Genomic DNA, 23091 nt, shown 5'->3' with positions numbered 1-23091 from the left:
AACGAAATGGAAAAAAACAATAAGTCCGCAAATTATCCCTGAACACATTGACAACGAGCGGGGAAAAAATAGATTAGGGTTTACTTTATGTCGACCACATCATTATATTGGGGCGTCATAGGCTCTAGGCTTATTTATCATTACGCTTCGGCACGGATTCCCCCTACGAGTGTTTTAATAAAAATTTTTTAATTTAAAAAACAGCCGTAATATTGTTCAGGATGAAGTAATACATGAATCCTATCCCACTTTTTTTTGTTTATTTAGTCTTTATTGCAGACGGCCTGATGGTGTTTTTGATCCCCATACTGGTCTACGCGGAAACCCAAAGTCTGACCTATTCGGGGCTCGCCTACGCATTGTGGTGGTTGCCCCGCATCGTACTGACCCCATTACTGGGCGCTGGCATCGACCGCTGGGGCGTGCGAACGCTTTCCATCGCCTCAGATTCGGTTAAAGCGCTGTCTTGCCTGCTGCTCTGTCTGGTGCTGCACTTTACGCGGGACCCGCTGGTCCTCTCCCTTTGCGCGGGCCTTTTCGGCACCGTCGTGTCTGCGGGCAATGCGCAAACGACACTGGCCTTTGAGAAATTGATCGCCACCTTCAGCCAGGATGTGAATAAAGACGCCAACCTGCTGACCCGTGCGGATTTGACCGGTTTTATTGCGGGCCCGTTGCTGGGCATCCTATTTTACGACTCGGGCTACATGACGATTTTATTTATTGCTGCCACCGGTTATTTAATCAATGCCTATTATTTTCTGACGACACAGCATCTCACTCCCGCCACGAAATCCGCCTATTTTACTCCGCCCGATTTAATTCCTTTATGGGACCTATTAAAAAGCCCGCTTATTATTTTTATGATACTTCTGGCGGCGGGAAATAATTTCTTTGCTGGATTAATTGCCTCAAGCGGCCCGGCTATTATCGAGACAAAAATGGCGTTGCCCATCGAATATTTCGGGCTGATTCAGATTTTTGCCGGGACAGCTGGCATGGTCACGACCTTTATTTATGGCGCAGGGAGACAACGTTTCGGGAAAGAGGCGCAGCTGGCGTTCGGTGTTCTTATTATCACGCTGTCGTCGTTTGCGCTCTCTCATACGATGGACAGGCTGATACCGTTCCTGATCTTTTATTCTCTGTGCATTGCAGGAAAAGTTTTCACCGATAACGTCATGCGAACGCTGCGCATCAATCTGATCCCTTCCCGACAACTGGCCTGCACCTCTTCGCTGATCGTGATGCTGAACCAGTCTATCCTGCCGTTCATGTGGCTGTTTCTGTTTATCGCCGAACATTATCACCTGCCTATTCAGCGTTTTATGTACACCGCCGTGGCAATCTCGCTGTTATCGGGGTTGGGGATCGTGCTGGGAATGCGTAAGATACAGCAACAAGCGCACCTCTCGTCATCGCAGACCGAATAGCGCCACAGGTTTATCGTGACGAGAGTATGGACCTCATCCAGGTAGACATAGCAAGGAGCTGCCATGTTACGGAAAACGATGCTTCTCACCCTCGTATTTTGTTGCAACGCCATCGCCGCGGGGACATCGCCGGTCGCCGATCTCATCAATCAACGCCTCAGCTACATGAAGGACGTCGCCGCCGATAAGATGGCGCATCAGCGACCAATTGAAGATTCAAACCAAGAACACAATGTCCTTGAAATCAGCCTCCGTCAGGCGGAAAAATCTGGCCTGGACTGCGCCTCTACCGCCCCTTTCGTACAGGCGCAGATGGACGCGGCCAAGGCGGTGCAGTATCGCTATCGCGCGGACTGGCTCTCCTCTCCCGAGCTGAACTACCAACCTCTTCCACTGGAAACGGTACGCGCGCGTTTAACCGACATCAACATGCAGTTGCTGCAACAAATTGCCGTTATTTTGCAGCGGGAAGGGAATCTGCATCGGTTGTCCTATGCTCAATTCGCGCAGTCTCTCACGGATAAAAAACTGAGCGTCGGCGATAAAAAACGCCTCTACACCACCCTGCAGCAAATCCACCTGCATCACTGATCGGTCAGGCGCGCGGCAACACATCGCCGCGCCATTTCCCCTCTCTTCGTCACTCTGTCACGTAGCGATCACACGCCCAGAGCGAGAACGTGAAACCAACGGGACCGCCCGCTGATATTCCCCCAGAAAGCAAAACAGCGCCCCCGCAGAAGAAAATGGGGCGGGAAACCGCTTTGCCATTTCTCTACGGGGGCGCTGCATCACGCGCTGACGATATGCCGTCGGCGGCGTTCTATCAACTCGGCGAGATCAGACGAGGACATCCGATCCTCGCCGCCCGCCGGGACGACGTCGACCTCGGTCATAGGCCGCCCGGCAGGCTTCGCGGTCGCTCGGATCAGACCGCTTTTTTCACGTTATCCTGATTCTGCGCACGCAGGAACGGCAGCAGGAACAGTGCGGACAGGCAGGCCGCGATGGAGATCACGACGAAGAAACCTGACCAGTGCCATTTTTCCACTACCTGCGCCACCGGATAACCGGACAGCGCCGCGCCCAGATAGGCGAACAGACCGACAAAACCGGTCGCCGCGCCGGCAGCATCTTTATGAGAACACTCAGCCGCCGCCATACCGATCAGCATCTGCGGACCAAAGATGAAGAAGCCGATGGCGAAGAAGCAGCCCGCCTGCAGCACATAGCTGATGCCCGGCATCAGCCACAGCGCGGCCACAGACAGGAAGATGCCGATGGCGAAGATCAGGTTCATCGGCCCCCGGTTGCCACGGAACAGTTTGTCGGAACCCCAACCCGCCACCAGTGAACCGATAAATCCGCCCACTTCAAACAGCGCCAGCGCCGAGTTAGCCGTCATCAGGGAGTAGCCTTTTTCCTGCGTCAGGTAAAGGTTGCCCCAGTCGTTCAACGCCGTACGGACGATGTACACCAGCACGTAGGATACCGCCAGCAGCCAGATGTACTTGTTGGTCAGCACGTAGCGCTTGATGATCTGACGGTTAGTGAGGCCCTGACCTTCAGACTCCTGCACCAGCTCCATTTCGTCATTACGCCATTTACCGACGCTCGGCAGGCCCATCGTGTTCGGCTTGTCGCGCAGCCGCCAGCACAGCAGCAGACCCAGCGTGATCCCGATGATGCCAGGGATAATCATGCCGTAACGCCAGCTGAAGTGCAGGGAAATAAAGCCCACCAGCAGAGGGATCAGCGCGCCGCCGAAGTTATGAGAGGTGTTCCAAATAGCCCACCAGCTGCCGCGCTCAGAGCGGGAGTACCAGCTGGTCAGGATCTTGGAGCACGGCGGCCATCCCCAGCCCTGGAAGAAGGCGTTGACCATCCACAGCGCACCGAACACCAGCAGCGAGGAGCTGAGTCCGAATACGATGTTGATAATCCCGGTCATAATCAGACCGATCCCCATGAAGTAGCGGGGATTGGAACGGTCGCTGATCATGCCGGAGATGAATTTGGAGCAACCGTAGGTGATGTAAAACAGCGTGCCCAGGATGCCGATATCCGACATGCTCAGACCGAGATCCGCCACCATGGCCGGCATGATGAAGTTGAAGCTCTTGCGTGTGAAATAGAAGGCGGCATAGCCGACGTACATAACCCACATCAATTGAATGCGCCAATATTTATAGGCCGCATCGATCTGGGCGCTGTCCTGCACCTGAGGGGCGTCAGGACGGCTTTTTAAAATGAACCACATGAAAACCTCGTTATACTGCTGTAGCGTTAGTGGCGCTTATGGTGCCTCGCGCGCGCCCGATCCGACCAAGCCAATGGCGCATAGAAACTAAGACTTTTTCCTAGTTTTGAGTGTTTTTTCCGAAAATTGCGGGGAGGATCACAACCAGACGCGTTCCACCTTCATTACGCAGGGCGCATTCGCCGCCGATGGCGCGCACGCGATCCTGAATCCCGCGTAGCCCATAGCCCGGTTTGACGCTCTCCACATCCACGCCCCGTCCGTTATCCTGAATACTGACGCAGTACTGCCCGGCGGCATTGCGCTGGCCGCTGACGCTAATGTGCGACGCCTCCGCATGACGGCACGCGTTGGTTACGCCTTCCTGACACAGCCGGTAGAGGATGATCTTCAGCGTATCGTCCAGATGCGCATCCGGAATTTGCCAGTCCAGCGACGTCGTTATCCCCTGATCGGGCGGCACCAGATCGCGCAGCAACGCCGCCAGCGCCGCCGACAGGGGAAGCGCACTTAGCGCGGCGGGCCACAGCTGTGCCAGCAGATCGTGAATGCCGTCGTACACCCGCAGGGCGTAGGACTCGATCGCCGATGCGCTGGAGAGCACCCGAGGCTCCTGCGTCAATTTGCTGATGATGCCCGAGTGGGTCCGGATCACGGTGATGGTCTGCCCAACTTCGTCATGCAGCTCGCGGGCAATCTTGCGCCGGGTGTCCTCTTCCGCCGTCACCAGCGAACGGGCCAGCCGTCGGTTCTCCTCCAGCCGGAGCGCCAGCTGATGATTCAGATGGCGCTGACGTTCGATGCCCGCGCCCAGCAGCATCCCGGTTAGGCTTTGCGCCAGCAGCGATAACAGCAGGTCGCGATGGGGTCCCATGCCGTGAGGTTCGGACGCAATCAGCACCACGCCGTTAAGCAACGTCGCCAGCAGCGCGCCCTGCCAGCCATAGCGGTAGGACATGAAAACAATGGGGATTGCCAAACAAAACGGCGCAAAGCGCCGCAGTTCGACGTCGTCCGCCTGGCGCTGGAGCCAGACGCTAAAGGCGAACAGCACCAGATATCCGCCCAGATGGTGCAACCGCATATTCAACGGCTGGTGAATCAACCCCGGCTCCAGCGGCGCCCAGCGCTGCCGGGACAAATATTGCCAGATCAGCAGGCAGGTCGGCGCGACCGTCAGTCCGCCACTCAGCCCCAGCAGCAGCGGTTGTACGGGGGCGACGCCCGTGACCAGCGACCAGATCACCGCCTGCAGCAACGCCGCCAGTACGACGACGGCCCCCTGCTGCAAAGGCCACTGCCACTCGGCTTCGCTTTGCAGGGATCGCTGCAACCACCCGGCCGTCAGATGCAATAGCACCAGACACGCCGGCAGAGCACACAATAGCGCTCCCAGTTCGGCGCTTGCGCCGAACTGGAGATAAAGCATCCATAGCATGACGGCTTCCGCGCACAAGATCCCGCTCCAGCACCGACGCGGCGTTTGCAACAGCACGCCGACCCGCAGCCCGAACGGAAACAACATCACGGCCTCAAGCGGATTGGCGACCAGCGCGGTGCCGATCCCCCACAGGCAAAACCAGGCGGCGGCATACAGGAAGAAAATAGATAGGGCAAAAACGACGCGCTGCATCAGTACCCCAGCATGCGGTGCGCCAGCTCGACGTTATTGCTCACGCCCAGTTTGGCGAACAGATTGGCACGATGGACATGTACCGTTTTCGGGGAGAGTCCCAGCTGCAACGCGACCTCACGCACGTCGTGTCCCTGCGCCAGCAGCATGGCGACTTCGCCCTCGCGCCGCGTCAGCGGATCGACCTGCGAACGCGTCAGCTGACGGGCGATCTCCGGCATCAGATAGACACCGCCCTGACCCACCGTGCGTACCGCCGTCACCAGATCTTCCGGGTGACAGCGCTTGGACAGGAATCCGCGCGCGCCACGCTCCAGCGCCAGTTCGACCATGGCCGGGTTATCGTGCATCGACAGCATAATCACCGCCAGCCCGTAGGGCAGATCGGCCAACAGATCCAGCCCGCTTTCGTCGGGCATGGAGATATCGCAAATACAGATGTGTGCTTGTAGCCCCGGCAATCCTTTGCGCGCTTCGGCGGCCGAGCTGAACTCGCCCACGACGTCGATATCCTCTTCCAGCGCCAACAGCTGCACAAATCCTGAACGCACGATGTAGTGGTCATCAATGAAGACAACACGGTAAGTCATATCAGGCTCCGGGGAATGAACGGCAAGGCGGGGATTATACATAATGCCCGGCGCAGGCCACAGTCCCTGCTCGCCTCAACGTCAGGAGAGCGGGGTCCCGTCTTCGCGCGCCGTCACCCGCCCTCGTGCTTATCCCCTGGCTTGAAAGATATGCTGTCGATGGTAGGCCATTTGCGCCATGTCCGGCGGAAACTCGCTAGGGAGGCGGAGCGGGCGCCCCTCATACTGCGCGAAGTAGATCTCGCTGACCGGGCTTTTCAGCTTTTTGATTCTGGGGGAAAGCTGCAGCTCTAATGCCTCGTTAAAGGTGATCAGCCCGGTATCGAAGGCTTTGTCGTGCAGATTGGACAGGCACAGGCCGTTGCTGGGATTCAGCCGGTGCTCCTCCGCCGTTTTCCACGGCCGAATATGGCTGGCGACCAGCAGCATCGGTTCGTCCAGACCGGTGACGCAACAGCGTTCGCCGTAGGTGCCCAGCACGCGCTTGCGAAACAGCTGTTGGCCAATACGCGTTTTCACCGGCGTCCAACGTTCCCCGCCCCGGAAATCCTCCGCCGCTTCCTGCGCCTGTGGCGTAATCGCCGGCAATGCAATGCGTGCCATCGCCTGCTCACACTGCTGTTCGAAGCGCGCCGGATCGGCGTTCATTTCCTGCCACATCGCCCGGTCAGCATTGGACGCGCCGCGCAGGCCGATACGCCCGGAGGCGATAATAAACGGATCGAGACTCGCCAGATTGACCAGCTTCATCGCCAACGCCGAAGGGGTGCGATTCAGCAGTGTGGCATAGTGGATGATGTCAGGATTGCGCGAATGCAGCTTGCCGAACGGCAATTGACTATACAGTGTGAAGGCGACCAGCAGTTGGTCTCGGGTCCAGGGTTGGGCAGCAGCCATCGGCGTTCCATCAGTTCATGAAGGTATCAAGTTACGCGTAACGCCAACTATGCCAGGTCAAACGAGAAAAAGCATGCGTCGCCGCGCTGGATCATCATCGTGCGCTGCGCTAACGTCATGTCAGCCCTTTACCCGCCGACCCGAGATAACATGCCGAATCTGCACCGTTTTTCATTTCGCTCCCCGCTGCACGCACTGGGCCTGCTCGCCGTACTGGCGCTGGCCGGCTGCGCCGATAAAGTCGCCCAAACGCCTGCGCCACGCCCGGCGGATGTCCGCGCGCAACTGCTGACGCTGATGCCTGCCAACGTTAGCGATCGACAGGGCTGGGCGGAAGATATCGCCGCCGCCTTTACCGCGCAGCAGCTCGACCCCAGCCCGGAAAACCTATGTTCCGTCCTCGCCGTCACCGAGCATGAGTCGACATTCAAAGCCGACCCGCAGGTGCCCGGTTTATCAAAAATCGCCTGGCAGGAGATTAATCGCCGCGCCGAACCGCTGCATATTCCGGCGTTTCTGGTACGTACAGCGTTGTCGATCACCTCGCCTAACGGCAAAACCTATAGCGAACGCTTAGATAAGGTACGCAGCGAGAAAGAGCTGAGCGCGATCTTTGACGACTTCATTGAGATGGTGCCGATGGGACAGCAACTGTTCGGCCGCCTGAACCCGGTACGCACCGGCGGCCCGATGCAGGTCAGCATCGCGTTCGCCGAAGCCCACGCCAAAGGCTACCCCTATCCCATCGACGGCACCGTGCGTCGGGAAGTCTTCAGCCGTCGCGGCGGCATGTACTTCGGCATCATGCATCTGCTGGGCTATCCGGCCAGCTATACCCAGTCGATTTACCGCTTCGCCGACTTTAACGCGGGCTGGTACGCCAGCCGCAACGCAGCGTTTCAACAGGCCGTCAGTCGCCTGAGCGGCATTTCTCTGGCGCGGGACGGCGATCTGATCAACTACGGTTCAAACAAGGCGGGCGCAACTGAACTCGCGGTGCGCTCCCTCGGGAGCCGACTGAAACTGAGCGACAGCGCGATCCGTCGGGATCTGGAGAAAGGCGATACGGCCGCCTTCGAAAAAACCGACTTGTATCAACACATCTACACGCTGGCGGACCGCTCGGCAGGCGGAAAATCGCCACGCGAGATACTGCCGGGAATTTCGCTGGAAAGCCCTAAAATCACCCGTAAGCTGACCACGGCGTGGTTCGCCAAACGGGTGGATGAGCGACGCCAGCAGTGTCTGCGTCGGGTGAAATGAGTCGGGAAACAGTGAACGTAGCCTGAGCCAAGAGACGGCATCACGCCATCGCCATGGGGTGATCCAACCCGGCGATGGGCGCGGTCGGAGTGATCCGCGCGATAACTCAGCCAGCTATCGAGAAACGACATCGCCGCCCGCCTTCGACTGCTTTCACCTACGCTCAGGCTGAGGGAAAATGCGCCAGCCCTCTTACTTGCCGGGCCTGACGCAACGTCGAACGTGTTGGCGGGGAAGGTTACTGGCTGTCCCGCTCGCTGGCCATGCCTTTGCCGGAAGACCAGTGCATCGCCAGCTTCTGCGCCGCCTTCACCTCATCCGGCTGCATGCCCTCTTCAAGCGCGTTACGGGCATTGATGGCGTTCACCATACCTTCGGTGGCCGCCAGCGAGAACCAAGCATAAGCATGAATGCGGTTGCGCGGCACGCCCAACCCTTCCTGACGCATCGTGCCCATACGATACTGGGCCATGCGGTTGTTGGCGGAAGATGCCTGACGATACTGTTTAACAGCTTCAGCGTAGTCCTCCTTGCCGCCCAGCCCCAAACGCAGCATCTCGCCATAGGCGAGCTGCGCCAGAACATCGCCTTGCGCGGCCGCTTTACCGAACTCGATCCGAGCGTGAACCAGATCGCCCGTTTGCTGATAATAAAGACCCAGCTCGTACTGCGCTTTGAGAAAACCTTTCGCCGAGGCGGTCTGCAAGTACGCCACCTTCTGGTCTGCGGTCTGTGACAAAAGACCGAGCTGGTAGTTGGCCTCCGCCGAACCGCCCGCCGCCGCCTTTTTCAGCAGCGTCTCGCCCTGGGGTTGATCAAGCGGTAGTCTGTTGCCGGTCAAATACGCCATTCCCAGCCACAGCTGCGCCTGCGGTTCGCCGCCCTGCGACGCCTTGCGATACCATTCGAGCGACTCCGAGCCTTGCGTGTGTTGCGCCATCCAATACTGCGCCTGCGGCTGGCCTGCCTGCGCCGCTTTGTAGTACCCGCGCTCGGCCATGTCGCTACGCTGCGTGACGCCCTGCCCTTTTTCATAGCGCAGCGCCAGCTGATACTGCGCATCCCGGTTGCCCTGTTCGGCCGAGCGTTCAAACCAGCGAATCGCCTCTTTGGCGGAGTCCGCGTGCGCCGCGTACCACTCCGCCATCGCTAGCTGAGCGCCCGCATGACGTTTCCCGGCAGACGCTTCGAACGCGTCCATGCACTCCGGCGCCAGCGTGTTTTGATGACGGAGTTTGCACTGCATCCCCAGACGATAGTTGGCCTCGCTATTGCCGAAATACGCCGATTTGTGCCACCAACGTTCAGCCAAGGGGATATTTTTGGGTTCGCCCAGCCCTTCCTGATACCAGTCGGCGACCTGTAGCGCCGCGGCGCCGCGCACGTCGCTGCTCGCGCTCAGTCTCCCCCCTTGCTCCGCCGCCTTCTGCATCCAGCGCATCGCGGCCGGATAGTCCGGTTTGGCGGCCAGTCGTCTCGCCAGCTGATATTGCGCCGTCCCGTTGCCCTCGGAAGCGACGCGCGTCAGGTCTTGCTCGGACAGCGACGACACCGGGGTGCCGCACGCCGTAAGACACCCGGCCGTCAGGAGTAGAACCGCTGTTTTACGCATCATCATTTCGTCTTTACCGTCAATAGATTGCCGCGTCCTGCGTCCGCATGCGACGCGGCCTCAATGGCTGTGAGCCGTCAGTTGCCCGTCGTTTTCTGCTTGAGTTTGAATAGCCGGATACTCAGCGCATCCAGCTCGTTCTCCATCCGCTCCAGTTCTCCGGGGTTGACCGAACCTCGCTCCGCCTTCTGCGTTTCCAGCTGCTTTAGCCTCTGGGTGAACGGCGTGCCGGAAAGCAGGCTTTTCTGGATCTCGTAAAACTGGGATTTCAGATAGGAGATGCTGACCGTTTTTCTCTGCTGCTCCAGTTCCTGCAGCTGCTTGAGCATACCGTCCACACGAGCCTGCGCCTCCAGATACGCGGGTGAAGACGTCGGTACATCCTGACGCAACGTCAGCGACTCCTGCCACTGGCGCCCCATCTCTTTGACGGCCAGCGAGTCGGGATAGAGCATCTGCAGGGAGTTCTTGAGATTCTCGCCGTACTGATAAACCGCGAGCGGCGAAGCGTGTTTGACCTGGTCCAGCTGCGCCTGATAGCGCGCGATGACGCGGCCTTCCATCCCCTGCAACGTCTGTTCGCCCAACGAGATGCGCACCTGACGAATATCGTTGTAATCGAGCGTGTCCGGCAGCGCCTGAGCAGGCTGCATCAGCAGTTCGACCGCGGCGTTTTCACGCGCCTGCATCATCTGCCAGCCGAAGACCGCCGCAACAGGCAGCGCGCAGGTCAGCAGACCACAGGCAAACCAAAACCACGCCGGTTTATGCTTACGCCGCGCCTCGATTTTCAGCACGGTGGGTTTGACCTCGCCTTTTTCTCGCCCGACCAGAATGCTGCCGGTCGGCAGCGCCGGTTGATCGCCCGCGCTCGTCGAGGCGTCGCCGTCCGACTTGAAGTACACCATCGGCGGGATCTGCATATCCTGTTTTCTGATCTCCTGATCGTCGGAGACGATCACGATTTCCGTTTCATCGAACAGGTGGGTATACCCTTCGATGAAATGAACCAGATTCTCGATGCGCGGCACGCGGCTGAGGCCGACGTTATGCAGCTTCTCGCTGATCAGCTGCAGCGAACGTTCGCAACGGTAGATTAGCCGGCGATCTTCCTGACTGATGGCATAGCCGCGGATCACCTCGCTGACGCGGGCGATAAACCAGTCGATCATTTCGATGCGAGCGCGATCCTGGTGCACCGGCGGCCAGAAGTTGTCCCACTGCGTCACGATCAGGTTGGCGAGAAATTCGCAGCCTTCGGTAAAACCGTTCAGCCCCTGTAGCCGTGACCGCGCGAGGACGAAATAGACGGCGGTCTGTAAATCCACGCCGTGCTTTTCAAAAATGATCCCCGCCATTTTATGGATCAATGACCAGTCCACTTCCGGCCGGGAAGCATGGCTCAGCTTGTTGATTTCGATGCGTAAAGTTTCATATTCGGGCAGCATTCGCGGATCGCGGCCGACTGTCAGAGCCTGCTGTGCGTCTTGCATAGTGATGAAATCCATTCAACGGGGGCGCCATTAGCGCCCCCTCAAACATTAATACAGTGATTCAGGCAGTTGGAACTGGCTGAACAGACCACCGGCGAACGGGTTGTGGCTTGCGTCGGTGTAAACGCGATAGGACATCGATCCCTGGTCGACGGCGAATTGCACGTCGAATGTGTTCTCGTTGACCTGCCTCAGCTCGCCCGTATTGATCAGACGGAACATCGCCCACGGTCCGATGTAGCCCAGACTACGCGGCGAACGCTCGCGGTTGTCCGGCACCAGCGTGATTTTGCTTTCCGCGCCGTCCCGCATGTTGTTCGGCCACACCAGCGGCGTTTTCTGACGGCGGCCGTGGGAATACTCCAACAGCTGTCCGTCGAGATTCAGCACGCTGCGGCGCTTGTTTGCAGTCAGTTCGATAGGCTCCAGCACGAAATGCACCTCCAGTCCGCCCTGCGCATTGAACAGGGTTTTGCGGATGCGATCGGCGCGATCCAGCTGCTTGACCAGCTCCGTCTGCAACGTCGTGTTCACATCGCCGCTCCCCTGACCTTCGTTCAGGATGGACTTCAGGTTGGCCTGATAGAAGCTGTCCAGCGTGCCGCCGGGGGCGAAGAAACGCTCCATTTCCGACAGAGCCACGTCCTTGTCCGACTCAGGATTGAACGGGNAGCGATCCGCCAGCTGATCGTTGAACGGCGTCACGACTTTGTCCTGCCACTCCTGATTCAGCGAAGACATCGCCAGATCCATCACCAGGTGCGAACTCTGCTCGGCGATCTGCCCGACCCAGCGGTCCAGCGGCGTCGGCAGGCTGCGCGCGTACTGCTGCAGTGCGAAAGCCGGATCGGCGAAGCGGTTGGTCTGGCGCAGCTGCATTGCTTTGAGCGCCGCCTGCCCCGGATCGCCCGCATTCACGATCTGTTCCAGACTGTGGTAGAACTCCGTCAGCTTCTGGTTCACTTCCTGGATCAGCGCGACCTGATCGCCGCGACCGCTCAGCGTCGAGTTGGTGGTCATAAACGTGCGGCTGATGCGCGCATTCATGAGCTGCGCCGGATCGTTGTCGTTATCCGACAGCTTACGGGCGCGGGTATTGTCGTTAAGGGCGGCGATCACACGCTGGAAAGGTTGATCGTTACCGGTGATGGCCGTCAGCACGTCCAGCGCCTGCTCCGGCGTTTCCAGCGGCTGCACATCCAGACCGGCGAGCACTTTCTGCCACTGGTTGACGTAGTCGGTGATGTAGCGATCGTTGACCTGGCGCTGGATCTCCCTTCGGTCTTCCTCGCTCAGATAGACTTTCTCACGCTGGCCCAGCACCCATGCATCGAGCGCGGCCAGATCGAACAGCGTCTTATCCTGCTTGACGAAGTATTCACTGAAGCCCGCATTGGTCAGCAGCCGCGGCACCGTGCCCGCTTTGTCGTTGCGCAGCGCGAAGACGGTATCGAACACCGGTCCGACTTCATCGCGCATCATCATATCCGGCGGCAGTACGTCCAGCGACTTGGTCACCAGACTCTGGTAGATACGTTGGAACATCGGCAGTTTACTCAGCTCACGCTGTGCGTCGGCGATCGGCGTTCGGAACGGTTCGAAGGCGGCGATCGCCTGCGCATCCTTCTGCTGACGGGCCTGATGCCAGTCGGTGTGCTCCAGCGCATAGTCCAGATGCTGCATCAGATGTTCCTGCACCTTGCCCTGACCGGGGAACGCCCGCTGCCAGCGCTGTCCCATATACTGCTCAACCACCGACTTGTTGCGGCCGGACGCATCGTCGATCATCCGCATGATGCGCAGGATCGCCAGCTTCTGCTCGCTGCCTTTGGGGGCCTGATTGAGATCGTCTTGCAGTCCCTGCATAACCGCCGGCAGGAAGCGCTGACTCAGCAGCTGTAGATAAGTGCCTTCCACGAAAGGACCGATCTTATCGCCTTGGTACAGCCCCATTTCCGACAGCACCGGCGTTTTTTCGCGATAGTCGCCGAACGACAGCGTGGCCTCGCGGATCAGGTTAAGACGCGGCAGCTGTCCATAGCCAAAGCCTTGATTCTGCTGCCCTGCCAGTTCGGTGGTGTCCGTAAACGCCTGCGCCTTGTTGAGTACGTTGCGCCCGGCCTCTTCGTTCAGCCGGTAGTAGTGATGCCAGCCGATCACCAACAGCGCGGCGAGCACGCCCATGCAGCCCATGCCGATGCCGATCCGGCGGCGGCGGTAAAGACTGTGCAGACGGTTCTCCCCGGCCAGATGCGCTTCGGGGAAGATGACGCCGGAAAACAGGCGTTTCACGAAGAAGGTGTTGGACTCGCCCTTCAGGGCCGAATTGACCGGCTCCGGCAGTTGATAACGGAAGGTGGCCGCCTGCGCGAAGGCGTCGAACGGCACGCCCTGTTGATAGACAGAGCACGCATAAACGCCGCGGACCAACAGCGGTTTGTACTCTTCCGGCGTAATGGCGGCGGCGAGGATCTCTTCGACATAGTCCTTCAAGCCGGCCAGCTGGCGGGTAAAGCTGAACAGGGCGCTGCGCTGCTCGCTGGTGAGATTGGAGAGCATTTTGCCAGGCAGATTATCGTTGAGCGCGGAAACCCACTTATCCCAAAAGGCATCCAGCTCTTCCTGCCAGCCTTTCCCGGCGCTGGCTTTCAGGTCGAAGGTCACCCCCAGAATCGACTGACGGGTTTCCTTATCCAGCTGACGGTAGGCGATGTCGAAGCCGCGCAGCATATCCAGCTTGGTGAGCGCGACATAGATCGGCAGGCGGGTGTTCAGCGTGGTGGCGATTTCCTGAATGCGGCCGCGGATCAGCTGCGCGTAAGCTTGGCGTTCCGGCACGCTGGCATGAGACAACCAGGCCAGATCCAACGTCAGCACCAGACCGTTCAGCGGCTGACGCTTACGGTTTTGGCTCAGCCATTGCAGCAGATGCGTCCACAGACGTTCGTGTTTACGCTCCACCGGCTCAAGATCCGGATTCGACGGCGCCATCATCTGACCGTCGGGATCGAAGATAATGGCGCTCTCGCCCACCCAGCACTCCACTTCCTGACCCGCCGCAAAGTCTCGCAGTTCGGCATCCAGATGCGGATTGAGCTTGTTCGCCTCGTTGGCGCGGTGGATCAGGCTGCTTTTACCACTACCGGGCAAACCGATCGTCAAATACCACGGCATCTTGTAGAGGATGCCCGTCCCCAGATTTTCGCGCAGCGCCAGCAGCCAGCGATCCAGAAACGCCTGCTGCTTGTCGACGAAGATCTGTTGAGGATCGTGTTCGACGATCTTCTGCTTCTGCTGTTCAGCCCGGATATGGCGTACGCGACGCCATAGTCGCCAGGCGCTGATGCTGAAGCCCAGCCAGAGCCACAGTAGCGTGAAGACGATGCGTGACCAGATCGTATCCAGCGGCCGCGTGTCGAACACGGTCAGTCGCGGACCAAGCCACCAGGCCAGCGCCAACACGACAATCCAGAGCACAATCCCCAGCATGACCCAGGAGAGCTTTAGCTTCGGCAGCTGTTGCCGCAAAAAGGTAATTATTGTTTTAAACATAAGTGACCATTCACTCCGAATGTCTTATTTTGACCACGAGGTTGCAAAGCGCTCAAGGCGGCTAACCAGTCCCGGCTCCCACTGCGACAGTCCCAATCGCTGGGTTTCTTGCCACAAAGCGTGGTAATGCTGTGTTGCTAACGTCTTCATTCCTTCCTCCGCCAACAAATCCGCTAAGATCAGCTGGGCGTAGAAACGGCCTCTGGGCTCTTTCATCTTGGCCATTTTCTTATCCAGCAGCGTCATGGCGGCGTTCAGGCCCTTCTCCGCCCGACATTTCGCCGCCTCGCCCGCCAGATCGTCGGATTGCCCGGACGACGACGCGCTGTTCGCCTGTCCGGCATCCACCCACTCTCGGCAGGCGTCGGTCAGGAACGGCGTTCCATCATTGAACGTGAGTTCCCGCAGGGTCGGCAGACGCGTCAGAAAGGCGTGCAGCTCATCGGCGATAGCCGAAGCCGTCGCTTTACAGTCCAACTGCGTGGCGATCTGCGCCGATAACATGTGCCCTTCAAACCAGTAGGGCGCCAATACCAGACTCTGCTCCACCCGCGCCCACAGCGCCTTGTCCGCCTGTCCCATCGCCGCCTTGTAGTCGTCCACCATATCCGCCGACATGGGGGCCAACTGGGTGGCGTGACCTTTTGCGGTCAACGGCGGCGTGGTGATGCCGGACCAGATAGCGTGCCGACGCAGACGGTATCCCACCGGGGTATCCACCTGCTGTTCCACCAGCAGTTCCGCCACTTTGAGCTGCGTTTGCCGCCAGGCGCGGTCATCCGAATGGTTGATGTCGACGGACGGTTTCGGATCCGCCTGACCGGACGAAGGCGATGCGACGCTGGCGCTCGCCTGCACGCGCGGAGGCGCTTCATTTGCCTTGACCTGCTCCGCGCGCCGACTCTGCGCACGACGCAGACTGACCGTCAATTCGTCAAACAGCGTGTTGTCCGGCGCGACGGCGGACCAACGCTGGGCGAACTGCTCCGACAACGTCAACAGCTGACCCAGTTCGGCCACCGAGGCACTCTCGGCGACGCGCGGCAACACGCTGTCGAAACGCTTTGCCGCCTGCGTCATCAACCGGGTTTTCTGCAACGTGTTCTGCGGCCATGCCGTGGTCCAGTAGACGTTCACCCAGTCGTCCAGCAGCATCAATGCGGCCGCGAATGGCGTCGCCTTCGCCGGATGCTGTAAGCAGCGCAGCAGCTGGACGACGACGCGCATGTCTTTGGTACGGCTTTCCAGCAGCGTCATGCACTGCTCCGCCACCGCGTTGATATCCACCTGGCTGTGGGCGAGCGAGCCCAGTTTCACCATCTCGGTTTCGATGTCTTCCCAGAGCGGATCGTCCGACGGAACCGCGCCGCTGACCCGGTCTACCGGCAGGGGCGTCAGCAGCCGCTGACACCAGGGATGAGAGTGGATTGCCATCGACGGTTCTCCTACCAACGACATTGCTGACGCAGCGGCTTCAGGGCGNCGCCCAGGCCGGAGAGATCAACCTGCACCGTTCTGCCGCGATCGTCAGACAGCAGCAGCTCGCGATGACCGACCCAGCGTTTGAGCTCTTCGATAGCGGGCAGACCGCGCCCGAACTCCAGCAGCATCCCGCGGTTGCGGACGAACCAGTTGTCCGCGGTCGGTTCGCCGTCGATGCGAGCCTGAATTTGCTCACCCGGCCACGCGTTATCCAGCTGTAAGCGCAAGTGCGTAATGGCGCTGGAGCAGGAGATGGTCAACGTCCCGCCCTCGACGGCGCGGCGCGTCAGCGTCTGGCTGTCCGAGGCGCCGNCGCGATTCAGGACAAACCCATCGCGACCGCGATCGGCGTTATTCGCCACGAGGTCTCGCCAGTCCGCCGGGCGCGCAGACGCGCCAACAGACGGCGCCGACGCTCTGCCGATGGCGTCGTAGCAGGCCAATCGCACCTGCGGCACGGTTTCCTGGCTGCACTGCTGCAATAGCCGCTCCCAGTGAGGGTCGGGCGCCGTCGACGCCGAGACCAGCAACGGCAACAGGGATAAAATACTCATCAGTTCACCTCCAGCTTCTGGCACTTGTGGTCCAACGTCCGTTTGGGAATGTTGAGACTTTCCGCTACCAGTAAGCGATTTCCCTGGAAATAGCGCATACGCTCGGCGATCACCGCCGCTTCGTACTGCTGCGTCGCCAGACGCAAATCCCGGATATGGTTGTAGCCGTCTTCCAGCACGATAGGCTGATCGTCGAGGCGCGTTTTCAGCTCCGGAGGCAACGCGTCCAGACTGATTTCCTGTCCCGCTGGGGTATTGGCGCAAGCGACTTCCAGCAGGTTTTTGAGTTCGCGGACGTTGCCGGGGAAGTCGTAATCGATCAGATGTTTGAGAACGGCGCGCGGCAACGCGCCGAACGTCTTGCCTTCCTGACGTCCGAACAGCGCGATGAAATGTTCGCAGAGCAGCGCGATGTCATCCGGCCGCTCACGCAGCGGAGAGACCTGGATCGCGCACTGGCAGAGGCGGTGGTACAGATCCTGCCGGAAGCGACCTTCGCTGACGTACTGCTCCAGCGGCTGATGCGTCGCCGCGATGATGCGAAAGTCGGAATGGCACTCTTTATCGCCGCCCAACGGACGGAAGGCATGCGTTTCCAGTACGCGCAGTAGCTTGGCCTGCATGATCATCGGCATATCGCCGACCTCATCCAGGAACAGCGTACCGCCGTTGGCCTGCGCCACCAGGCCGTCTTTATTGCTCTGCGCGCCGGAAAACGCCCCTTTTTGATAGCCGAACAGCTCGCTTTCAATCAAATTTTCGGGGATAGCGGCGCAGTTGATAGCGATAAACGGCTTGTCGGCGCGGACCGAACACTGATGCAGCAGACGCGCCACCACATCTTTGCCCGCGCCGGTTTCGCCCTGGATCAGCACCGCCAGATGATGTTGAGCCGCCTGACCGATCTGCTGATGCAGTCGGCGGATCGCCGCAGACTGACCGATGAGCGAGGCCTCCAGCAGTTGCTCTTGCTGCCGCAGCTGCGCGTCTTTGCCCTTGATCTGACGCAGCGAGTCGCGCAGCACGGTCTGTTCGCGGCGGCTGCGGCCCAAATCCCGCAGCAGGGTCAGCTGATGAGTGAAAATGCGCGCCAGCAGCGGCAACTCATTTTGCTCGTGCCACTCCCGCAGCCGGACACCGCTGTCGAACAGCGCCAGAACGCCGACCGACTTACCGTTCTCACCATTAACCGGCAAGGCATGCAGACCGCACTGCGCTCCGGCTTCCGCCAGCAGTCCGCGAAATGCGGCGTGCTCTACGCGCGCGCCGCCGTACAGAGAGTCCCAGGTTCTCACCTGATTTTTATGCAGCACGTAAGCCAGGGGATGACTGAAGTCGTCAACGTCCAGCGTCAACGACACCTGCTTGCCGTGAATCCATCCCTCACAGGTAAACTGCCGCCCGCTGATATCCACCAATCCCAGAAGAGCGCCGCTCGGCCGCCAGTGGTCCCGCAGGGTATCCAGCAACCAGTCGCAGAGTTCGGCCTCGTCATGAGGCCGGGTCAGCGAAAGCGCGAATTCGAGGGCTTGCTGCATCCTCAGCCCTCCACCTCTGAAACGAACTGGCCGTCATTCACGCTGAAGCGAATACGCGCGATCGCTTCGCCTGCGGAGATCCGTTGCAGCAGCTGCAACGACACCGGCGGCAGCAGATGACCGTCGATCACGGACTCCAGCATACGCGCGCCGTTTTCGCTGCGGTTAGCCAACCGCAAGATCTCGACCGGCACATCGTCATCGATCGCCACGTCAGCGCCGAAGCGGGCTTTCAGCAGATTGACCAGACGAGACAGCTTGCCATGGACGATATCGACCAGCGTATCCTGAGCCAGCGGCAGGTAAGGAATAACTTCCATGCGCGCCAACAGCGCCGGTTTGAAGAAGCCCGCCAGTTCGGGATAGAGCGCATCCAGCAGATCGTCCTGCCGGTCGGCGTAATCCACGATGGTCTGGAAGCCCAGGTTGGAAGTCAGGAAGAAGACGACGTTCTTACAGTCGATGAGCCGACCTTCGCCATCCGCCAGCTCCCCTTTATCGAAAGCCTGATAGAACAGGTTGAGCACGTCAGGATGCGCTTTCTCGACTTCGTCCAGCAGCACGACCGAGTACGGTTTCTGACGAATAGCTTCCGTCAGGATACCGCCCTCGCCGAAGCCAACGTAGCCCGGAGGAGAACCGATCAGGCGAGACACCGTGTGTTTCTCCTGATATTCCGACATGTTGATGGTCGTCAGGTAGTTACGGCCGCCGAACATGAGGNCGGCAATCTGAAGCACGGTTTCGGTCTTGCCGACGCCGCTCGGGCCGACCAGCAGGAACGCCCCCAGCGGACGGCCCGGACGACGCAGATCGGCGCGGGCGGTCAGCAGATGTTTGTGCAGCTGGGCAATCGCCAGATCCTGCCCTTTGATGTTGGCGCCGAGGTGCGTCGGCAACTGAGTGACCACATCCAGTTCGCCTTGGGAAATGCGGTTCAGCGGGACACCGGTCCACTCGGCGATCACCGCGGCGATCTGCGCTTTATCCACGTGCGCGGAGACCAGAATGGCGTCTTCCTGCAAGGCGGCCAGCGCCTGTTCGCGCTCGGACAGACGCTGCGTGGCGTCCGTCAGCGACAGGGTTTCCTCGTCCAGCGTGACCTCGTCGGTCAGTTCATCGGCCAACAGCGCCGCGCGCAGCGCGATCACCTCGCCGACCAATGCCTGCTGCGCCTGCCAGTCCGTGTTCACGGCGGTAAGCTCCGCTTCATCGGCCTGCTGAGCGTCGCGCAGCAACGCCAGTCGTTCCGCGTTGTCGCCCAGACCGATTCGGGTTTGACGCTCAAGCTGAAGAATTTCCTGCTCGCGCTGGTGCAGCTGATTTTGCAAATGGCTGATGGCGCGCGGCGGCGTAGTCAGATTGATGGCGACGCGAGCGCAGGCGGTATCGAGCACGTCGATGGCTTTATCCGGCAGCTGTCGGCCCGAGATATAGCGTGATGACAGCTGGGCCGCGGCATGCAACGCCGCTTCGTCGATCAGAACGCCGTGCGCCTTCTCGTAAATGCTGCGCAGACCGCGCAGGATGACGGTGGCCTCTTCCGCGTCCGGCTCACCCACTTTGACCATTTGGAAACGGCGCGACAGCGCGGCGTCTTTCTCGACGTATTTCTTGTATTCGCTCCAGGTCGTGGCGGCGATGGTCCGCAGCTCGCCGCGCGCCAGCGCCGGTTTGATCAGGTTGGACACGTCCAGTCCGCCGGCCTGATTACCCGCGCCGATCAACGTGTGGGCTTCATCAATGAACAGAATGATGGGCTGAGGCGAGGTTTTCACCTCCTGCATCACCCCTTTGAATCGTTTTTCGAATTCGCCTTTGACGGCGGCGCCCGCCTGCATCGCGCCCAAGTCCAGCGACAGCAGCTCGACGTTGCGCATTTTCTCAGGCACCAGATCCGCCACGATGCGCAGCGCCAGACCTTCAATCAGCGCGCTTTTACCCACGCCAGCTTCACCCACCACGATCGGGTTGTTCTTGCGACGGCGCGACAGGATATCGATCATCAGATCGATCTCTTTATCGCGGCACAACACCGGATCCAGCTTGCCCGCGCGGGCCTGCTCGGTGATGTTGTCAGTAAAGCGAGCCAGCAGCGACGCATCGCCCTGAGGCGCAGCCGCTCCGCCGCTCGCGTTGCCGGCGGTCGCAGACGAGACGTCCGTTTCCGCGGAGTCTTTCACCCACTCGTCGAACTGCTGACGCAGCAGCTCACGGTTCACTTTCGCCAGAGAGCGCGTAACGGCCCCGGCGAGGTAGCGATTGGGGGTCATCAGCAGGACCAGCAGCAGCACACCGCTGCGCAGCGTGGCGTGCTGCATCTCGGCGGATGCCAGCAGCCAGCTGTCCTGCAGCCACTCAATCAGCAGCGGCGAAAACGAGGGATAGCCCTGATCGTACTCTTTATCCACGCCGGACGGCTGCAGCAACTGCGTCAGTTCATCCACATCCACGTCGGCGCGTTTGAGGATCTGACGGACGTCGGAAAGCGGCGTATCCAGCATTTTCAGCAGCAGGTGCTCCACCCGGATTTCCGCGCCCTGGCAATTCACACACAGGGCCGCGGCCTCTTCCAGCATGTGTCGACAAATCGGATTGAGCCGTTCAACCAACACCGGCAGTTCTATTCGAATCATCGTGTGATCTCCTATCTTATTGTAATAATTCCCCCAGCTGACGAAGTACGTCCTGGGTCTGATTGCTGAGCTGATAGTGATAAAGACCGAAGATCGCCGCTAACGCCGCGCTGACGCATAAAAACAGCGTGAAGAGCGAAATTTGCCTGCGCATCCGGTAGCCGGAGGACTGCTGCCCCAAATCGAGATGGAAAACCGAGGGCGTCTCCGCCGGTTCCGGATGCAAAATGTTGTGCAGTTTGCGGACAATACCTTCGAATTCGTCGCGGCCCTGCGTCATCACACGGTAGCGGCCCTCAAATCCCAGGCACAGACAGAGATAGATGAACTCCAGAATGTCCCGGTAATGGACCGGATCGGTCTGCAATTTGCCCAGCAGGACAAAGACCTTCTCTCCGCCCCAGGTTTCGTTGTGGAAACGGGTCAGCAGCGAATGCTCCGACCACACGCTCTGGCTGCCCCATTCGCGGCCCATGACGGCCTCGTCGATATAGGTGCAGAGGATGTAGCGAAACGACAAAATGACGCCGTTTTCATAGCCGTGCGTAATCAGCTCCTGCTCAATGGCCTGAATTTCCGACACCACTTTCTGGTACAGATCGGGAACCTGGTCATACGCCGTCAGATGACGCACGCGTTCCACCATGCCCAGCAGCGGCGTCACGGCGTCAATCATGGGGTTGATGCTCTGGCCGCGTAGCCGAAACCAATAGTCTGAGTCCATATCCAGCTGTTGGGCATGGTCGTACAGTAAGTCGCCCAGCAGCTCATTGCGGATAACATCGATCGTCATCTAGCTCTTCCCCCGGTAATTAGCTACGAATAGCCCAAAGCTGCATATCCAGATCCGGGAAGTCCCCGGCAATATGAAACGCCAGCGTGTTGTCGCCCACCAGCATCTGCCAGGCGGCGCTCTGTCGATCCAACTGGAAATAGCTGTAGCCCGCGTGGTACGGCAGCTGACGCGGCGCTACCGGCAGCGGCAGCAGCGGAACGCCCGGCAGCTGCAGGCTGATCAGTTCGCGGATCTTGTCGCTGGACGCCACTTTGGTCTGCTGCAACAGCTGTTTGCGCAACTGCTCTTGCGGCATTCTGGCGCGAACCGCCAGTACGAAGTCGGCGCTCGCCATCAGTTCGCTGTCGCCGACCATCGCAATCATCACGCCGTACTGGTGCTTCCGCAGCTGCAACGAAACGGCACGCGGCGACAGCACGGTGCTCAGCGCCTGACGGAACGCCATCATCAGCGGCTCAAAGCTGCTCTGCTGGTCGTCATGGCGATAGGCGGGAAACTCTGGCGGCAGGCGGGATTCGTCCGTGAACGTCATCAATTCGCCGCAGACCTGTACCAACGCTTCATGCAGACGCTCCGGATGCAGCGTGCCCATTCGCGCCAGATGCGACAGCAGCGGCTGCGCGCGGTTGAGCAACTGCAACATCATGAATTCGGCGACGTCGGCGACGCCCTGCTGTCCCGGCGCGGCGATGCGCTGCGCCAGGCTGCGGGCGCGTTCGGCCACCAGCCCGGCGGACTCGCCGAGGAAGCGCTTGAGCGTCGGGATCGCCGAGATGCTGATGCTGCATGGCATGAAGTTAGGGTCCAGCACCAGGCCGCCGTCCGGGCGTTTATCCAGAATCTGGGCAATCGCCAGCGAGGCGTAGGCGCTGCGGTCGTCCCGCTCCAGCATCAGGCGCAGGCTGACCTGCCCCACTTCCAGCGAGACCACATCGCCGCCTTCGCTGTGCAGATCGCGCACGTCGTGACGGTGTGCATGCAGACGCGTCGCAATCTGCTGACCGCCGTGGTTAACCTCGCTCACGCCGCTGACGGACAGGGGGATTGCCAGATAGACCTTTTGATTGACGACCGACGCATCGGTGATCTCCAGCGGCTGCGGCAACATGTCATCGCTCGGAATGTTAAAGACGGTGCCGTCCGGCATGATCCCGGTAGCGGACACCAGCGCGATGCGCCCGAAGTTCAGATACTCTTCGTTAATGGTCAGCGACTGCAGGCCGTAGAAAAAATCGCCCATCGCGCTTAGACGCGCATGCAGGGTGTAATCCGTATGCCTTTGCTGCTGTTGAAAATGCTGAGGTTTGATGAATAAACCTTCACGCCAAATAATCCGATTTCGGCTCGACATA

The 23091-nt window shown here is 59.8% G+C and carries 16 protein-coding genes; 3 read left to right on the top strand and 13 right to left on the bottom strand.

Annotated elements, in window-relative coordinates:
• The first annotated feature begins 233 nt into the window (after window positions 1-233).
• Complete coding sequence (locus SB13_RS06050) at window positions 234-1433, top strand: MFS transporter (protein ID WP_026739496.1); 1200 nt, start codon at window positions 234-236, stop codon at window positions 1431-1433.
• 63 nt (window positions 1434-1496) lie between these two features.
• The gene (locus SB13_RS06045) at window positions 1497-2024 is read left to right on the top strand and encodes a chorismate mutase (protein WP_026739495.1); all 528 of its coding nucleotides are present in this window, start codon (window positions 1497-1499) and stop codon (window positions 2022-2024) included.
• Between the two features lie 337 nt (window positions 2025-2361).
• Here SB13_RS06045 and uhpC read toward each other — a convergent pair whose 3' ends face one another.
• The 4 genes from uhpC to SB13_RS06025 all read right to left on the bottom strand — a co-directional run bounded on the left by uhpC (window position 2362) and on the right by SB13_RS06025 (window position 6813).
• A complete protein-coding gene (uhpC, locus tag SB13_RS06040; RefSeq protein WP_026739494.1) occupies window positions 2362-3693 on the bottom strand; it encodes an MFS transporter in 1332 nt (443 codons plus the stop codon).
• Window positions 3694-3793: 100 nt separating this feature from the next.
• Entirely contained in the window at window positions 3794-5326 is a 1533-nt protein-coding gene (gene uhpB / locus SB13_RS06035) for a signal transduction histidine-protein kinase/phosphatase UhpB (protein ID WP_026739493.1), read from the bottom strand.
• Window positions 5326-5916 (bottom strand): transcriptional regulator UhpA, encoded by a 591-nt coding sequence (gene uhpA, locus SB13_RS06030; protein WP_026739492.1) that lies wholly within the window; start codon window positions 5914-5916, stop codon window positions 5326-5328. Before uhpA ends, uhpB begins: the two co-directional genes overlap by 1 nt.
• Before the next feature lie 129 nt (window positions 5917-6045).
• Window positions 6046-6813, bottom strand: a complete 768-nt coding sequence (locus tag SB13_RS06025; RefSeq protein WP_026739491.1) for an HNH endonuclease — start codon at window positions 6811-6813, stop codon at window positions 6046-6048.
• 150 nt (window positions 6814-6963) lie between these two features.
• Here SB13_RS06025 and SB13_RS06020 point away from each other — a divergent pair, with 150 nt between their 5' ends.
• On the top strand, window positions 6964-8076 hold the full coding sequence (locus tag SB13_RS06020; protein WP_026739490.1) for a DUF1615 domain-containing protein: 1113 nt from the start codon (window positions 6964-6966) through the stop codon (window positions 8074-8076).
• Between the two features lie 238 nt (window positions 8077-8314).
• Here SB13_RS06020 and SB13_RS06015 read toward each other — a convergent pair whose 3' ends face one another.
• From SB13_RS06015 to tssK, 9 genes are all read right to left on the bottom strand, one after another.
• Window positions 8315-9694, bottom strand: coding sequence for a tetratricopeptide repeat protein (locus tag SB13_RS06015; RefSeq protein ID WP_235202371.1), 1380 nt, complete (start codon window positions 9692-9694; stop codon window positions 8315-8317).
• Window positions 9695-9765: 71 nt separating this feature from the next.
• Window positions 9766-11181: a VasL domain-containing protein gene (locus tag SB13_RS06010; protein WP_026739488.1), complete on the bottom strand. Its 1416-nt coding sequence runs from the start codon at window positions 11179-11181 to the stop codon at window positions 9766-9768.
• A gap of 48 nt (window positions 11182-11229) precedes the next feature.
• The gene (gene tssM / locus SB13_RS06005) at window positions 11230-14670 is read right to left on the bottom strand and encodes a type VI secretion system membrane subunit TssM (protein WP_463605545.1); all 3441 of its coding nucleotides are present in this window, start codon (window positions 14668-14670) and stop codon (window positions 11230-11232) included.
• 87 nt (window positions 14671-14757) lie between these two features.
• Complete coding sequence (gene tssA / locus SB13_RS06000) at window positions 14758-16167, bottom strand: type VI secretion system protein TssA (RefSeq protein ID WP_463605543.1); 1410 nt, start codon at window positions 16165-16167, stop codon at window positions 14758-14760.
• Window positions 16168-16178: 11 nt separating this feature from the next.
• A complete protein-coding gene (gene vasI, locus SB13_RS05995; protein WP_026739485.1) occupies window positions 16179-16769 on the bottom strand; it encodes a type VI secretion system-associated protein VasI in 591 nt (196 codons plus the stop codon).
• A complete protein-coding gene (locus SB13_RS05990; RefSeq protein WP_026739484.1) occupies window positions 16769-18307 on the bottom strand; it encodes a sigma-54 interaction domain-containing protein in 1539 nt (512 codons plus the stop codon). Before SB13_RS05990 ends, vasI begins: the two co-directional genes overlap by 1 nt.
• Window positions 18308-18309: 2 nt before the next feature.
• Entirely contained in the window at window positions 18310-20943 is a 2634-nt protein-coding gene (gene tssH / locus SB13_RS05985; protein ID WP_026739483.1) for a type VI secretion system ATPase TssH, read from the bottom strand.
• Between the two features lie 16 nt (window positions 20944-20959).
• Entirely contained in the window at window positions 20960-21736 is a 777-nt protein-coding gene (gene icmH / locus SB13_RS05980) for a type IVB secretion system protein IcmH/DotU (RefSeq protein ID WP_026739482.1), read from the bottom strand.
• Window positions 21737-21755: 19 nt separating this feature from the next.
• Window positions 21756-23090, bottom strand: a complete 1335-nt coding sequence (gene tssK, locus SB13_RS05975) for a type VI secretion system baseplate subunit TssK (RefSeq protein ID WP_026739481.1) — start codon at window positions 23088-23090, stop codon at window positions 21756-21758.
• Between the last annotated feature and the right edge of the window lies 1 nt (window position 23091).

The sequence above is a fragment of the Lonsdalea quercina subsp. quercina genome (assembly GCF_000688695.1).
In the GTDB taxonomy this organism is placed as follows: Bacteria; Pseudomonadota; Gammaproteobacteria; order Enterobacterales; family Enterobacteriaceae; genus Lonsdalea; species Lonsdalea quercina_D.
The sequence above is the reverse complement of the archived record's forward strand: the minus strand, read 5'-3'. Positions and strand labels throughout refer to the sequence as shown.